Source organism: Mesomycoplasma dispar, assembly GCF_000941075.1.
GTDB classification, from domain to species: domain Bacteria; phylum Bacillota_I; class Bacilli_A; order Mycoplasmatales; family Metamycoplasmataceae; genus Mesomycoplasma; species Mesomycoplasma dispar.
In genome coordinates this window covers 1,067,501-1,084,449 of sequence record NZ_CP007229.1, presented here as the reverse complement: position 1 = coordinate 1,084,449, position 16,949 = coordinate 1,067,501, and the positions used below count along the sequence as shown (strand labels likewise).

The following is a 16,949-nucleotide window of genomic DNA, read 5'->3' as shown; positions in this document are numbered from 1 at the left end:
TTTCTCAAATTTTCCTTTAATTATGTGGTATAATTACCTAATCGATTTATTTTATTAAAATGTTAAAAGATAACGTAATTAACCACACTTGTATCTTTATTTATATTTTAAATAATTAAATTTATTTTTAAATTTTAGCAATATTTTTTTAAAAATAACAAAAAATTCACCTTAATTTTAAATTTAAGTTATAAAAAAGGAGAAAACGTGAAACGAACATATCAACCAAATAAATTAAAACACCTAAAAACTCACGGATTCCGCGCTCGTATGTCGACTGCAGATGGTCGAAAAGTTCTTGCTGCACGTAGAGCAAAAGGTCGTAAAAAATTAACGGTATCAGATAAATAAAATTTGAGATAATTTTGCAAAAAATTCGAACCATTAAAAAAAATTGAGAATTTCAAGCAATAATTAATCAAAAAAATCAAATTGTTACAAATTATCTTATACTTTATTACGTAAAATTTGATTTTTTTGAAATTGGAATTTCAATACCTAAAAAATTCGCTAACGCTGTTAAACGTAATTATTACAAAAGGCAGATAAAAAATGTTCTTCACGAATTTCAAAAGACCGGCGATGTTTTTTCAAACTTCCGTGTAGTTTTAATAGCTAGAAAAACTTTTTTAAATCTTGATTTCGAAGAAAAACAGAGAAAAATCAACAAAATTTTTAAAGAATTAAAAAAAAATGAAAAATAAGCAAACACGACCAAAAGCATTCGACTATTTTCAAAATTTAGGCAATAGTAACAAAAAAAATTTCAACTTTAAAGGCATTCTTAAATTTTTTAAAGTTTTATTTTATACTATTATTTTTGGAATTTCTTTAACGGGTTGTATACAATCGATGGTCGTAAAAACCTCTTATAATGTTGGTGAAGCTCTGGAATTCTACAGCTCGAAAAATGAAGTAACCCCGAATTACACAATTTTTAAAATTTCTGAAAAAAAGGATTTACCAGGTATTGATATAGCGACCAAAAACAACAATTTTTTAATTTCTACTGATACTAAAAAAGTAAATCAAGAACAAATACTCGAATCATTAAGGAAACAAATTAAAGATAAAAATTCAAATTTTGGTGAATTTAATTCCTTAATTATGTTTCAAAATGGTCGTAATGAATTTGAATATTTAAAAGGTGACAAAAAAAATGATTTCATTTTTTTTAGTTCATCGCAAAACACTTACAATCAAAAAACAAATTGAACCGATATAAAAATACCGTCGCCAAAGTATTTTGGCTTAAAAACCGATAAATCTTATTTTGAAAAGTTAAGAGATGCCAAAAGTCTGCCCGTAAATACGTATAGTTTTCAAAATTCTGCTTCAGGAACAGCAGCATTAAGCGAAAAAATTGACAAATTTTTCTTTAATTTAGATAACAAAATTCCGCCAGTAAACAGGACATACGCGGTTTTTGCTCGCGATGTTTTTCAATCGATTTACAATAAATTGCTTTTATTACCCGAATTTTCTAACGGAAAACTTGACAAAGCGATCGATGAATTTGAAAAAAAATCAGGAAAAGATGTCTCGCCTGAAAACCAAAAAATAATCGCTGGTTATGCGGAAACGATAAAAAAACTTATTTTTCCAGTCAATTTTTCACGAATCGACATTCAAAATAAAACTTACAGTTGAAACAACAATGATGAAAATGCGGCAAGACAAATCGCTTTTCAAAACAATATACCTTCTTTTCCAATAGTAACTTGAGCTGAATCGTGAAAATTAGGTCCTTTTTATTCAATTTTTGTCTATCCGCTATCAAAAATCATTCTTTTAGTTATGTCATCGCAATCACTTTCAGAATGATCAGGTTGGATTACTATTTTAGCGATTTTGTCTGTTGTTATTTTTACTAAAATTATTTCTTTCATCTTTAGATTTAAGACAATTTTTGGTCAAAATAAACAAATGGAACTTCAACTCAAAAAGGCAAAAATTGATGCAAAATATGAAAGTTATAAAAAAAACAAGGTAATGCAGCAACGCCATCGTCAGGAAGTTGCTGATTTATATAAGAAAAATAATTTTTCACCTTTTTCACCTTTTTCACAAGTTTTGGTAACAATGCCAATTTTTATCGCAGTTTGGCGTGCTTTACAAGGGATTCCTAGTTTTAAAGTTACCTATTTTTTAGGTTTAGAACTATCAGCGACTTCTTACCAAAAATTATTTGAAGGCTATTGGATTTACTTGCCAATTATAATTATTACAGTTTTGGTTCAAGCATTACAGCAAATAATTCCTAAAATTTTAAACAAGAAAAAATCAAATCGCATAATGAATGTTCAGGAAAACGAAACATTAAAAAAACAGCAAAAAACGCAAAGAATAGTTTCCATTATTTTTGTCTTTTTTGGTGTGATTTTCCAATCTTCACTCCAAATTTATTGAATTATTGGTGGTATATGAGAAATTTTGCAAACTTTAGGAGTGTTTTATTTGCAAAGATCAAAATTTTATCGCGAGAAAATGCGACCCTGAATGGAAAGAAAAAACTGAATTTAATCATTGTAGGAAAAAACAATCGTTTTTTCCTACAATCTAATTTAATTTAGTAAAATTTTTATTAGTCTGTTTAAAATAGTTTAAAAATTTTTTGGAGAAAACTAATGAAAAACAAAATTACTCCTTGTATTTGGTCACTTATTTCTAACACTCATCTTAGAAAAGCTGAAAGCGTAGAAATTTTAATACGTGCTTTATTTTTGAATAAGGAAGAAATCAACCAAAATTTTAAAAATAAATGGTTAAAAATTTATAAAAATAAAAATTGAAAACCCATTGGCGATTTAACTGAACATCTAAAATTAGCAGCACAACTTGGAGTTGCAAAAACCGATATTTTAACTCCTGGTCAGCAAAAAATTAACATTTTAGCAAAACTAGTCAACAATGGAACGATAAAAATTAGAGAATATATAAGCATAATTTTGTTTAATTTGGTTAGTTTTATCAATTACGAATACCGTCATATTTTCAAAATGACACTTGAATTACTCAAGAAAAAAAATAATTCTCCTGTTACAGTGGATGAAATTTTTGAAAATCTCAATTTTGGAGAACCTACCTGCCCTGAATTTAACATAAAATTGCTTCGCTATAGTTTAACGCAAAAAGATCATATTTTTTACATTTTAATTTCAGGTGTTTTTTTCGATGTTCAATCAACACGTGAAAAAAACCAACAATATAGCACGGATTTTTTCAAAATAAAACTTTATGAACATTGGTATTCAAGAGTTGATGAGTTAATTCAAAGATGTAATAACCAGTTTGAAAATTACACTTTTGAAAAAGCAAGTTTAATTAGATTAGATTCTGAAAAATGATCTAATTATTTAACGCAAAATTCTCAAGATAATTACGATTATATAGTCGAAATATCCATGCAAAAAGAAATAGATGCTGAAAATGAACAGGAAAAAATGACTGGCAGCCAAAACAAAACTCTAAATCTTTTTGATAAAGATGAAGAAAACTCAGAAATTTCAATGGAAATTATCAAAAAAAAGGATGACTACAAAATCGAGAATATTGTTGAAAAACAAGTGGAAAATCAAACTCCTTATGAAACAGTCGTAGATAGTGAAACTAACTTTGCCGAAAAAGAAGAAAACATAACAGAACTGCAAAAAGGCGAGTTCTCTGAAGTTTATGATTCTCCCGAACTTGCTAATGTTGCTGCGACCACCGAAATCCCTGAAGTTTCATTTTCACCAGAACAAATTGAAAATCACAGCGAAATTGAAAAAGTTTCTGAACCTGAGAAACTTGAAAAAGAAGATAAACCCATTGAAAATAGCGAAAATTTCGCAATTTTTGATCTTTTTAATCAATCATTAGAGGAAAGTTGTTGCTGCGAAACTGATTTTTTAACGGAAAAATCTGAACCAAAACCTTCAAAAAAATTAAATGAAGATAAAGCAGATTTTCACCCTGAACAATTTGAAAAATCAAGCGATGAAATTTTTCAAAATGAAAGGGAAAATTTCAAAAAAGACTATAAATTACAACATAATTTAGATGAGAAATGCTGCAACTCGTCTAGTTTAGATGAAGAAAAATTGGATTTAAACTGCCAATCTAAAATAGAAAATTATTTCAATAATGGCGAAAAACCAGAAAAAGAAAAACACTTTTTGAATGAAAAATTCTCAATTCTTCCATCTTTTTCACATTCAAAACGAGAACTAGAAAATGAAGTTTCAAAATACCCTATCTCAAATTCGCTAAATTCAAAAGAATATTATTTTAACTATTTTATACATAAAATTAACAAATTATTCAACTTTTCACTACAAAATTTACTAAATCAGACAAGTTTTAAGCAAAATTTTTTCAATTTACTTGATTTTAAAAAAGGTAATCACGACATCGTGTTAAAGCCAAAAAAAACACTCATAAAAACAGGGGAAAATGTGCTTTTAATTTCGCGTTCATCAAGTTTGATTTATTCTGAAATTAAAAACAGAATTTGTAAGTCAGAAATTTACGAAAAAAACTATGAAATAGTTACTTTTTTTGATGAGTACGATGAAGGAAATTTTGTTGGTTTTGATGATTTTTCGTTAGAAGACAAAGAACAATCTAGTTTTCTACCAGGGTCATTTTCAACAATTTTAAAAAAATCTTATTGAAATCCTGAAAAAAAATATTGCCTTATTCTTGAAAACATAAACAACGAAACCGCAAAAAGCACACTTGCGCCTTTTAGACCGCTTTTTGTTCGTGGAGAAAATGGTGAAAGTTTACTTGGAATTTCCAATCCAGAAATTTCTTCCTATATTTTTTCGCATTCAGGTATGAAAATATTTATACCTGGAAATTTAACGATTATTGGTACTATAGTCTCTAGTTTAGATGATAAAACTGCTGATTTTTCGAATGATACTCTCGAAAATTGGGAAATTGAGTATTTGGAAGACGAATTATCGACCGCCGAAACAACAGTCGATAAAATTTGTGACACTGATTTATCCTGAAAAGATTTTCTAAACACAATAAATTTAAAAGCTAAATCTGAAAAAATTGATAAAAGTAAACTTTTATCATCGGAAATTGATAAAAAAGCGCTTAAAAACCCGATAATTTTTGCTAATAAAGTCCTATTTCAACTATGAAATTTTACTTTTAAGGAAAAAAGAAGTATAATTTTTAACCATAATTCCTACTCTAGTTTGATTAAAAAATTTAAGGAATCAAAAAATTCTGAACGCCTAAATATTTTTAAATTAGATTTTTTTAATAAAAATTTAGGTTAATAATATTTTTCTAGGAGAATTTGTTCTAAATAATTACTTTAATTATGAACTTTAAAAAAATAAACAAGATTTTTAAACCTCTTTTCATAAATTTAGTTTTATTTCCGCCAGTTTTTTTTATTACTGCTGCTTGTGGTTCGTCAAATTCCGAAATAAAATTTTCTGAACAAGCTAAAAATGGAATTGAAAATGCTAAAAAACTGAAAAGTTTGACTAATTCTTCAAATTTAATTGAAGTTTCCCCTGAAAATCGTACAAAAATCTATCAAAATAAAGATGCAAAATTCTACTTATTCGATTTAAATTCACTTTCTAATTCTGAAAAATCAGCCGAAACTATACCAGAATATAAAACAAATTTTAATCCTAATTCTGAAATATCCTATTTAGTTTTAATAAACCGTTATTATAATTCAAAACAATTACAATCTAAAAAAAAGAAATTAAATCAAGATCCTAATTCTGTTTATATTCCTAATGTTGATCAAAAATCATTGGATTTTTGGTATATTTACGTACTTCCAACATTAGTTGGTTTTTCAGAAATTGAAATTGGTGGTAAAAAAACTTTAATTAATGAAAAAACAACTAAACTACCAAGAAAATTAACGCCTTATTCTTCTGTTGAATTGAAATTATTAAAAAAGAATTTTATTAATAAGGACAACAAAAATTATTTGCAAATAAATGTAAATCAAATGCTAAATTCTTTTGCTTTTAGGCAAAAAGACCCTAAATGCCAAAATTGTCCTGAAACCAATGTTTTTGGTTTTTCAGATTCAGTTAAATATCCAAATTATAAATTAGTTTTTGATAGTTTAGATTCTGCTAAAAAAACAATTAAATTTAAAATCCACAAACAAAACGACAACCTGATTAACGAGAGAAAAGTTAAAAACGAAATAAATTCAAATATTTCTACGATGAATTTTGTTTATAGAGCGAAGGAATACAAAACAAATTCTAACCCTGACAATTATTTTGAAAAAAATGTCGATCAAAAAGATAAAACTTCAGAGTTCCCCTTTGTAAGATTTTATACTCAAAGTTTTGTCGTTCCATTTGAAGGGAGTGAAAACGATTTCGATTCTGATTTTAAAATTTTAATTGAAAAATCAGAATAAAAAATTTCTATTTTTTCTCGTAAAATTCTAACTTCTCCTTTAATTTTACGAGTTTAGTACGCTCTAAATCAATCTTTTCTTTTGGTGCTTTTTTCAAAAAGTTTTGGTTTGAAAGAATTTTTTCTGCTCTTAAAATTTCATCTTTAAGAAATTTTATTTCTTTCAATTCGCGCTTTTCTTGTTCTTTTCTTAATTCATCAGGAATTTTAAGTGCAATTTTAAAGTTTTTTGTTTTGATTATTAATTCGTCATTTTCACTTCATTTTCCAAAGGTTAACTTGTTTATAATTTCAATTTCTTCGTTTGTAAAATTTTTGTCAATCACACAATATTCTAAAATTATTTTTTTAGAAATCTGAAATTTTTCTCTATAAGTTCGTAAATTATCTATAATTTCAAGGACATTTTCAACTTGCTCACTATTGTTGAAGCGCTTAAGTGTGGGTATTTTTTGTTCTAAAATTTCCAGTTTGAAAATTTTTTCCATTAAAAAATCAGTCAAAAATGGAATAAATGGGTGTAAAATAACTAATATTTTTTTTAGCAATTTACGTGCATAAAAGCCATTTTTTCGAGTTTTAATCAACTCGATATAACGAGAAGAAAAATCACCGTAAATAAAATTATTTATTTCGCTACCGATTACACTAAAATTATATTTTTTTATATTTCTTGTTATTTCACGCTTTAAATTGTAAATTTTTTCTTCCATTCAAAGGTCGATAAAATCTGGTTTTGCAAAAGTGGAATCTAAATCTTCGATGTATTTTGCAATATTCCAAAGTTTATTGTTCAAATTTCAGGCTGAATTTAATTTTTCAACACTAAATCTTATGTCTTTTCCAGGGCTAGAGTTAAAAATTAACGCTTGCCGCAAAGTGTCCGAACCATATTTTTCAATCACTTCCATTGGATCAACACCATTTCCGAGTGATTTCGACATTTTTCTACCAACTTCGTCGCGAATCAGACCGTGTAGCAACACTTTTTCAAAAGGTTTTTCACTCATCACAAAAAGCGATGAAAAATACATTCTTGCTACCCAAAAAAACAGGATATCTCAACCCGTAACGAGCAAACTAGTCGGAAAATACGACTTAATTAACTCGTCGTTTTGCGGCCAACCCAGAAATGCAAAAGCGCTAATTCCCGAAGAAAATCAAGTATCAAGAACGTCTTCGTCTTGAGTTCAACCTGATCCAGGGGATTCAATTTGCACTTTAAATTCGTTGTTTTTATACCAAACAGGAATTCTGTGCCCTCATCAAAGTTGTCGCGAAATTGTTCAATCGTGAATTTTATCAAATCATTTTTTGAGATTTTTCTCAAAACTTTGCGGATAAAAGTGAATTTTATCTTTTGAATCTAGGTGCAAAAGTAAACTTTGTGCAAGTTTGTCCATTTTCACAAATCACTGTGGTTTTTTCAGAATTTCAACGATTTCATCGCTTCGTTGCGAAAAGCCAACATTCGAAATAACAGTTTCAGTTTTGATTAAAAAACCTTCTTTTTCAAGTTTTTCTGCAATTAAATTACGGGCAACAAATCGGTTTTTACCCTCAAAACCAGGAACATTTTTGTTTAAATTCCCGTAATTGTCGATACAATCCTGAGCGGACAAGTTATGTTTTTCCATAATTTCAAAGTCAAGAATTGAATGCGCTGAAACTTTCATCACCCCAGAGCCAAAATCAATTCCAACGTTCGAATCGGCAATAATTTTTATTAATTTTTTTGTTAGCGGGTGGATGACTTTTTTTCCAATTAAGTGTAAATATCTTTTATCTTTTGGGTTTACGGCGAGTGCGACGTCTGAGCTTATAGTCTCAATTCTTGTGGTTGCAACGGTTAGAAAATCATTAGAATTTTCCAAAAAGTACTTTAAATAGTACATCTTTTGTTCAACAGGCTTGTTAATCACTTCGATATTAGAAATTGCAGTTTGTAATTTAACATCCCAATTTATCGCTTTTTCACCGCGATAAATTAGATTTTTTTCTCATAACTTGATAAAAAAATCACTAACAGCAATTTGAGCTTCTTTATCTAAAGTGAACCTTTCCTTTGAAAAGTCATAACAAATTCCCAATTTGTTTCATTGTTCTTTAATTTTTAAGTATTGTTGTTCTTTTCACTCATAGCACTTTTGAACAAATTTTTCTCTTCCTAGTTCAAATTTGCTAATATTTTGTTTAGCCAAATTTTCTTCAACTTTTACTTGAGTTGCAATTCCAGCGTGATCCACACTTGGCAAAAGAAGAACGTCAAAACCTTGCAATTTGTGAAACCGAATCAAAGAATCCTGTATAAATACGTTTCAAGAATGACCTAAATGAAGTTGTCCGGTGACGTTTGGAGGTGGCGTGATAATTGAAAAAGGTTTTTTTGCGTTTTTTGGAGCAACAAAAAAACCTTTTTTCTGTCATTTTTCATTTCTACCGTCTTCGACAAGTTTAAAATCATATTTATTTTCCATAGCGTTCGTTCCCCTTTTATAAATCAATTACTAGAATGTCTTTTTTTAATAAATACTTTTTATTTTCAAAATCAAAATCTAGTTTAACTTCTTTTATAGGACTTCAGGAGTTTGCAAAAGATTCAAAATTGTTATTAATTCCAACCGAATTGTTTTGAAAAACACCATTTTGAAGTTGTTTGTATAATTGAGTTTCAAGTAAGTGCAAATTTGTGCGATCGAAAGTGCTGTTTTGGTAAAAAAATTTAGCAAAAGATGTTTTTGGTGTAAGCGGCAAGTCGATTTCACGAATGTATTCAATTAAAGTTCCCTTTTCAACAAAAATTATACTAAAATCACGGATTGGTTTTATTGTTCTTCGTGAATAAATGAAAAGTTGAACTGGGTTTTCGGAAACGCTGAAAAAGTGTTGAAAAAGTCTCTGTTTGTGACTTGTTTCAAGAAAGAACGAATGTTCATCGAATAAAAAACGGGAATAATTACCCATTTGCATTTTTTTTATTTCTAAAAAAAATAAGTTATCTTGGGATAAACTATCATAATTTTTATAAAGAACATCAAAATTAATTTTGTTTTTAAAACAAAAAATAAGAAATTGATTTTTACGTAAAAATAAATCAATTTTCTTTAAATTGTGAAAGTAAAAAAAGTTTTTTAAATCATTTAATGTGTCTTTTAAAAAAATAAAGTAATTTTTATATTCTGGTTTTGCAATTTTTTCTCTTAATTTTTTCAGTTTGTTTTCGATAGATGCAATTCAAATTCTTTTACCAAAAAATGAATTTTGAAAGCTCTTTTTTCGCAATTTTTTTTCCATTTTGATTACTTCATGTTGCCACAAAATGTTTGCACGGAGCAAGGTTTTGCTATTCATTTTCAAATTTTGATAATAAGGATTTTCCTTGCGAAAATAGTTAATTTTTTTAATTTTAAAGTGTTTTTGTGCCTTTTTATTTCTCTCTTCAAGAATTTTTTGTTGCCGGTTTTGCTTCCAAAAAATTCAAAATTCATCAGCAAAAGTTTTGCTGAAAAAATTTTGAACGCTTAAAATATTTTCAAGGGTTTTTTGATTTAAAAGTTTACCAAGTCAAAGTTCAAATTTGTAATAAATTTCATAAATTTGTTGAGAACTTAATCAACGAAAGTCGCCGCTTTTTTTAATTAAATCAAGAAAACAATTATATCCAGTGACAAAAATTTTAATTTTGTAGGGATCAGCATCCAGCGAATTCATCATTGAATTGTGCTGGTTTATAATGTTTTTTACGTCGTTTTTGATAATTTGAAGTGCAATTTGTGCATTTGTTTCATTTAATTTTAAATTATCAAATTTGGCATCTAAATAAGGTGCGCTTAATTTTAATTCTTCCTTTAAATTTTCCTGTTCAATGTTAGGGTTTAGTTCTGTTTTTACGTATAAATTGTGAAAATATTCGTTTAAGACTTGGTATTCTTCTTTGAATTTGTTAATTCTTTCAATGAACTTGAAAGATTGAGCACGGTTTTCTGAAAGAAAATTAATTTCTGTTTCAAAATTTTTTAAAAATCGATCGATTTTTTTAATAGTTAAATACAAAATATATTTTCGAGTTGTATTTGTTTTAATTTTAAATGGTTCAATTTTTCAATGGCTCAAAAGCACTTCGATTACGAGTTTGTTTTTGTTTTTTTCAAAACTTTCTTTTGTTAAAAAATCGGAAAAACAAGTGTTTTTCCCATATTCATAAGGCTCGTTATCTTCAAGAATAAAACCATTATAACTATTTTCGCGTTCAAGAATTTTTTTAAATTCGCTAAAAAAATTTGGATCAGATGAGTAAATAAAACTACATTGCCCAGCGTTCAATTCAAGACTAAAATAGTTTCAGTACTTATTTTTTATATTATGAAAAATAAGTTTTTTGCTTTTTTCGCGATTGAAATTAATAAAATTATCCATTTTTAATTAATTAATAGAATAAGAAAACTTTTTATAAACAAGTGGCAAAACAGCCCTTGAAGTAAAATAAACTACCGATAAATTAACTCAAATTTTGGCTGGCGATGTGATAATATGTGTCAAAAAAGCCGTTTCAAAATTATTAAGAGCCCCAGATTGTACGTCCCCACCCGCCCCAATAATGCTTGCGATTGGTTCGTGTAAGGCGGAAAAAGCGACAATAGGAGCGATTGTTAAATATCTTTCGTTTTTGCGAAAAAAATTAAGAAATCTTGCAACAAATAGGAAAACTATCATTGAAAAAGCGCCAAAAAGCGTCAAAACCAAGAAAGAAATCTTGTTAGAAATGAAGCGAAACTTACTAAAGTCGATCCAAGGATTAAACATTACTATATAAATAGTGACTGAAACAATTGAAATTAAAATCAAATTGCTTGCAATTCAATAGAAATTTAACAGTGATTTTTCCTCTTGTCAATTTTGCACTTTTTCGTATTTTTTTTTTAAAAAAACTAATTTTTGCTTTAATTTTCGTTCTGAACGTTCATCTTTAGCGTTATAACTAATTGCATAATAAGTGTAGTCAAAAATTTTTCTTTTTTGATCAAAAATCTTTTGCTCTAAACGTTCTAAAATTCTCTTTTTTTCGAATCACTTTTTACCTTTAATCACAAAAAACCAAAAGAAAATTCCAGGAATGAACCCCGTAAGCGAAAGATGAAGCGTGTAATATCAAGAATAAACACCAGGAATAAATAAAAAAGTTATTAAATCAGCGAGTAAACCAGTCAAAAATCCAACAATCGGACCAAAAATAAACCCGGTTATTTTAATTGGCAACCCAATAATTGAAAGACGAAAATTAGGCAAGATCGCAAAAGGTGCTAATCTAACTCCAATTATCAGCATAATTACCGATATTGATATGAAAATCGCGACAAAAGAGATTTTCATATTCGTTAATTTAGTCATAAGAAAACCCCTTTTCCTAAAAGTTTCTTTATTTTTTGTTTGATTTTCAATCTACTTTTTTATAAATTATAGCGGAAAATACAAAAAAAGGTAACAATTTACGGTAAGTTCTTTGCCGTTTTTTCCAAAGTTAAATTGATTGCCCAGTTAGTTTTTAAATACAAAATTTCATAAATTATTCATTTTGCAATATCAGATGCATAAAAAATCGTCATCGAAATGAAAAGTTTAGTGTTTACATCTTTTAATAACGGTAAAAATACAAAAACTGTAATAATTTGTCAAGAAAATTGAGAAATCCCAAGAAAAAAGTCTCATAAACTCGCAAAATTAGCCCGTCCCCCCGCCTGAATTATGTTTAGCGATGAATTAATTTGAACTCAAATTGGGTTTAATAAAAGAATTAAGAGTGAAATTCGAAAAATCTGCGTCAAATAAAAGTCAATTGCTAAACTTTGCTGTTTTTGAATAATTTCTTGGTTTATGGACAAATTATTCTTTGAAAAATAGTCTTTTATTCCTTTTTCGACCTGAATTTCCACACCTTTTGTTATCAAGTTGGTTTTGGTGATAACAACAACTATAACAAAAGCTAAAATTGACATAACAATTGAGACAATTAGCAAAAACCCCTTTAACATTGCAGCGTTTTTTTTTGCTTCTTCAATTTTGTTTTGACCTAAATTTTGCCCAACAACAATTGAAACACTTGTCTGAACTGAGGCAAAAGTTGTGAATAAAATATTAGCAATTGTGATAATAATTCCCGAAACAGTTAAGAATCCGATTCCTCAATATTTATAAAAACCAGATCCATCATCGAAACCAATTGATCCTGGAGGTAAACTTTGTGATCATAAAATCGCACGCGCTGAAATAATTAGCGAGGAAAAAATTACCAAATACATTCCAAAAAGACGTTTAAAATACTGACTCCAAATCTTTTTTTCAATTTTAAAGATTTTTAGTATTGCTAATCTGATTTCTTTTTGGAAAAAAAATTGGTATAAATGCATTAAAATTGCCGTGATCAGACGAGAAATCACAGTTGCAAGCGCTGAACCAGCAACTCCCATTTGTGGAATTAAGACTAAATTTAGACTCACATTTGAAATTAACGTCATTAAGGTAAACAAAAGTGAGACTTTCATTACACCAATTTCACGTAAAATTCCCGATGATGTAACAATATAAGCGAACAAAATTCACGAAAAAGCAATGATAAACAGGTAACTTTTTGCATCTTCGAAGACATCTTTCTCCAAAATATTTGAACTTTTATCCCTTTGAACCACTTTTAGCATTTCTTCTGGGATAACTCAAGAAAGAATTGCAAAAATTAAAACAGTCGAAATCGATAAAATATAGCGAATATTGTTAACTTGTTTTGCCAGCAAAGTCTGCTTTTTCCCTCAATATTGACTAAAAATTATCGAACCAATTGTGTTAATTGAAATAATAAAAGAAAAAATTATTCCAGTTCAAACATTGGCCATTCCAACGGAGGTAATTCCACCGCTAATTTGTGAAACCATAAAATTATCAATAAAATTGTTTATGGATATAAAAAGAGTTGCTAAAATAACAGGTATTACAATTTTTGCGAATTTTTTTCACTTTTCAGCCGAATCAGGAAAAAAACGTCGGACTGAAAGTGTCATTAGTCGTTAATTACTTCCAAAATTTTCACCGAGTATTTTTCGTTAACATCAACTTCGACTTCATCACCTTTGTGTTGACCTAAAAGTACTTGTGCGATCGGGGAAAAATAGGAAATTTTATTCTTAAAAGGATCAGCATCGATTGAACTGACGATTTGAAAAGTTTGAATTTCGCCACTTTCAAGATTTTCAAGGGTTACTTTTGAGCCAATAGAAACTCTGCTTGAGCCAGAATTTGTCTCAATTATTTTTGCTTTTGCAATAATAGTTTCTAATTCGCGGATTTTTGATTCAATTATTCCTTGTTTTTCACGAGCAACATCGTATTCAGCATTTTCGGAAAGATCGCCTTGTGAGCGAGCGTCTTTGATTTCTTGGATGACGTTAGCGCGTTCAACATTGACTAAATGTTCGAGTTCTTTTTTAATTTCATCAAGTTTTTGTTGGGTTAGAAGAATTTCATCGTTGATTGCTTTTTTCATCTTTTGCTCCTATTTTTTAATAATTACAAAAATTTTAATTTATTTTTTTGTAATTATTAAAAAATCATAATAAAAATATTCATCAAAAACAATTTTTTTTGATTTTAAAAATTTTAAAATTGACTGACGGTGTTTTTTTGTATATTTTCAAATTAAAACACCGTCAGTTTTAAGTATTTCTAGAAATTCTAAAATACTTTTTGGTTCAATTTTAACCGAAATTAAAATAAAATCAAAAAAAGGTTCATAAAAACTGACAAAATTAAGCCCGCTTATATTTAATTTTTCAGCATTTTCATTAATCCTATTTTCATCAAGATAATTAATTGAGACCATATTTTGCGAGTTTTCGATATTTTTTTGCGAAAGACAAGCAACCAAACCATCAGATTCAAGAAAAAGATTTTTTTTAAAGTTTTCCTTATTTATTTTATTTATGACAAATTCAAGACTTTCAATTAATCAGATTTCACTTTTTAAATCAGAAATTTGGTTGCCAAGAGTCATTAATGCTGTTGAATCTTCGTTTTCTAGATTAAAACTGTATTTCTGAATTAATTTTCGTTTTTTGTACATTGTTCAAAAAAATGAAACAAAAGTAATTAAAAGGGCGATAATTCCCGTTATTAATAAAATTATTCTTCAAATTGCCATTTTTACTTATTAATTTCCCGTTTATGATAATAAAATTATACTTTTTTTTGTAAAAAAGAAGAAAAAATAAAAAAAAGCAAAAAATTGTTGGTTTTTTTTATTTTTCGACTTTTTAGTTAAAAACAAAAGAAAAATTGAACTGTTGAAAATAGAAAAAATCGAAAAAAATTATTTATTTTAATAATTTTTTTCGTAAAATGAAATTAATTTCACACAAGCGAAAAATTTTTTGCTGTTATTTTTAAGGTAAAAAACGAAAATTTTTTGATTTTAGTCTCTTTGAATACGCCAAAAATCACTCAAATAAGGCAAAAATTACCTATTTATAATATATAGAGCGACAGTTTTATTTTTTCTTTGTTTTTTATTTTAAATAAGGTATAATGATTTTGCTTTTGTCTGTTTGAGTTTTTAGGTTCAGGCAAAAATGTAAGTGGTAAAAAAATCTAAAAAAAAAAAAAAAAAATTAAATTAGAAAAAATTTAATTTTATGGTAAAATTATATTTACGCCGCAAAAAAGGCGAAACAGAATTTTAGATCTTTCAAAACTAGGTATATAATTTCAAAACCAATTTTTAAATTAAACGCAATCATGAGAGTTTGATCCTAGCTCAGGATGAACGCTAGCTGTGTGCTTAATACATGCATGTTGAACGGAATGTTCTAGTTTACTAGAATATTTAGTAGCAAATGGGTGAGTAACACGTACCTAACCTACCTTTTGGACCGGGATAACCATTGGAAACAGTGGCTAATACCAGATATAATAGAAATTCGCATGAGTTTTTATCAAAAGGAGCCTTTAAAGCTCCACCAAAAAATGGGGGTGCGCAACATTAGTTAGTTGGCAGGGTAAAAGCCTACCAAGACGATGATGTTTAGCGGGGCCAAGAGGTTGTACCGCCACACTGGGATTGAGATACGGCCCAGACTCCTACGGGAGGCAGCAGTAAGGAATATTCCACAATGAGCGAAAGCTTGATGGAGCGACACAGCGTGCAGGATGAAGTCTTTAGGGATGTAAACTGCTGTTGTAAGGGAAGAAAAAACTAGATAGGAAATGATCTAGTCTTGACGGTACCTTATTAGAAAGCGACGGCAAACTATGTGCCAGCAGCCGCGGTAATACATAGGTCGCAAGCGTTATCCGGAATTATTGGGCGTAAAGCGTCCGTAGGTTTTTTGTTAAGTTTAAGGTTAAATGCTAAAGCTCAACTTTAGTCCGCTTTAGATACTGGCAAAATAGAATTATGAAGAGGTTAGCGGAATTCCTAGTGGAGCGGTGGAATGCGTAGATATTAGGAAGAACACCAATAGGCGAAGGCAGCTAACTGGTCATATATTGACACTAAGGGACGAAAGCGTGGGGAGCAAACAGGATTAGATACCCTGGTAGTCCACGCCGTAAACGATGATCATTAGTTGGTGGCAAAAGTCACTAGCACAGCTAACGCGTTAAATGATCCGCCTGAGTAGTATGCTCGCAAGAGTGAAACTTAAAGGAATTGACGGGAACCCGCACAAGCGGTGGAGCATGTGGTTTAATTTGAAGATACGCGTAGAACCTTACCCACTCTTGACATCCTCGCAAAGCTATAGAGATATAGTGGAGGCTAACGAGATGACAGATGGTGCATGGTTGTCGTCAGCTCGTGTCGTGAGATGTTAGGTTAAGTCCTGCAACGAGCGCAACCCTTTTCTTTAGTTGCTAACATTAAGTTGAGAACCCTAGAGATACTGCCGGTGCAAACCGGAGGAAGGTGGGGATGACGTCAAATCATCATGCCTCTTACGAGTGGGGCAACACACGTGCTACAATGGCTACTACAAAGAGCAGCAAAACAGTGATGTCAAGCTAATCTCAAAAAAGTAGTCTCAGTTCGGATTGAAGTCTGCAACTCGACTTCATGAAGTCGGAATCGCTAGTAATCGCAGGTCAGCTATACTGCGGTGAATACGTTCTCGGGTTTTGTACACACCGCCCGTCACACCATGGGAGTTGGTAATGCCCAAAGTCGGTGAGTTAACCTCGGAGACCATTGCCTAAGGCAGGACCGATGACTGGGGTGAAGTCGTAACAAGGTATCCCTACGAGAACGTGGGGATGGAACACCTCCTTTCTACGGAAAATTATCTGTATTTTTATAAAAATATAGAATCTATAAATACAAAACTTTAAAAATTTATATTCTATTCCAAATTCTTTTGTTTAAAAAATAAAAGAATTTTAGTCATTCTTTTTAACTCATTTCCTCCTTGTTTAGTTTTAATTAATATATTTTAGTCAATATATTTTTTTAATTTTTTATCTTCAATTTTTTAATTTATTTTTGCATAGTTACTAAAATAGTGCTATATAGT

General features: G+C 29.2%; 11 protein-coding genes and 1 rRNA gene. 6 read left to right on the top strand and 6 right to left on the bottom strand.

Annotated elements, in window-relative coordinates:
* Positions 1–207: 207 nt before the first annotated feature.
* The 5 genes from rpmH (at position 208) to MDIS_RS03890 (ending at position 6,403) form a co-directional block, all read left to right on the top strand.
* On the top strand, positions 208–351 hold the full coding sequence (rpmH, locus tag MDIS_RS03910) for a 50S ribosomal protein L34 (protein WP_044635721.1): 144 nt from the start codon (positions 208–210) through the stop codon (positions 349–351).
* Positions 352–365: 14 nt separating this feature from the next.
* Positions 366–704: a ribonuclease P protein component gene (gene rnpA, locus MDIS_RS03905; protein WP_044635720.1), complete on the top strand. Its 339-nt coding sequence runs from the start codon at positions 366–368 to the stop codon at positions 702–704.
* Positions 694–2,523, top strand: a complete 1,830-nt coding sequence (gene yidC, locus MDIS_RS03900; RefSeq protein WP_044635719.1) for a membrane protein insertase YidC — start codon at positions 694–696, stop codon at positions 2,521–2,523. Before rnpA ends, yidC begins: the two co-directional genes overlap by 11 nt.
* A gap of 104 nt (positions 2,524–2,627) precedes the next feature.
* Positions 2,628–5,279 carry a hypothetical protein gene (locus MDIS_RS03895; RefSeq protein ID WP_044635718.1) on the top strand — a complete coding sequence of 884 codons (2,652 nt, stop codon included), beginning with the start codon at positions 2,628–2,630 and terminating at the stop codon, positions 5,277–5,279.
* 44 nt (positions 5,280–5,323) lie between these two features.
* Complete coding sequence (locus MDIS_RS03890; RefSeq protein ID WP_232034218.1) at positions 5,324–6,403, top strand: hypothetical protein; 1,080 nt, start codon at positions 5,324–5,326, stop codon at positions 6,401–6,403.
* A 7-nt stretch (positions 6,404–6,410) separates the two neighbouring features.
* On the opposite strand, the gene MDIS_RS03885 is transcribed toward MDIS_RS03890, so the two are convergent.
* From MDIS_RS03885 to MDIS_RS03860, 6 genes are all read right to left on the bottom strand, one after another.
* Positions 6,411–8,879, bottom strand: coding sequence for a valine--tRNA ligase (locus MDIS_RS03885; RefSeq protein ID WP_044635717.1), 2,469 nt, complete (start codon positions 8,877–8,879; stop codon positions 6,411–6,413).
* A gap of 16 nt (positions 8,880–8,895) precedes the next feature.
* Positions 8,896–10,818 (bottom strand): hypothetical protein, encoded by a 1,923-nt coding sequence (locus MDIS_RS03880; protein WP_044635716.1) that lies wholly within the window; start codon positions 10,816–10,818, stop codon positions 8,896–8,898.
* Positions 10,819–10,824: 6 nt separating this feature from the next.
* The gene (locus MDIS_RS03875) at positions 10,825–11,790 is read right to left on the bottom strand and encodes an ECF transporter S component (protein WP_044635715.1); all 966 of its coding nucleotides are present in this window, start codon (positions 11,788–11,790) and stop codon (positions 10,825–10,827) included.
* A 98-nt stretch (positions 11,791–11,888) separates the two neighbouring features.
* Positions 11,889–13,451, bottom strand: a complete 1,563-nt coding sequence (locus MDIS_RS03870; protein ID WP_044635714.1) for an MATE family efflux transporter — start codon at positions 13,449–13,451, stop codon at positions 11,889–11,891.
* On the bottom strand, positions 13,451–13,933 hold the full coding sequence (gene greA, locus MDIS_RS03865; RefSeq protein ID WP_044635713.1) for a transcription elongation factor GreA: 483 nt from the start codon (positions 13,931–13,933) through the stop codon (positions 13,451–13,453). Before greA ends, MDIS_RS03870 begins: the two co-directional genes overlap by 1 nt.
* A gap of 39 nt (positions 13,934–13,972) precedes the next feature.
* On the bottom strand, positions 13,973–14,587 hold the full coding sequence (locus tag MDIS_RS03860) for a BC85_0335 family putative methyltransferase (RefSeq protein ID WP_044635712.1): 615 nt from the start codon (positions 14,585–14,587) through the stop codon (positions 13,973–13,975).
* Between the two features lie 589 nt (positions 14,588–15,176).
* Here MDIS_RS03860 and MDIS_RS03855 point away from each other — a divergent pair.
* Positions 15,177–16,708, top strand: a 16S ribosomal RNA gene (locus tag MDIS_RS03855).
* Positions 16,709–16,949: the final 241 nt, after the last annotated feature.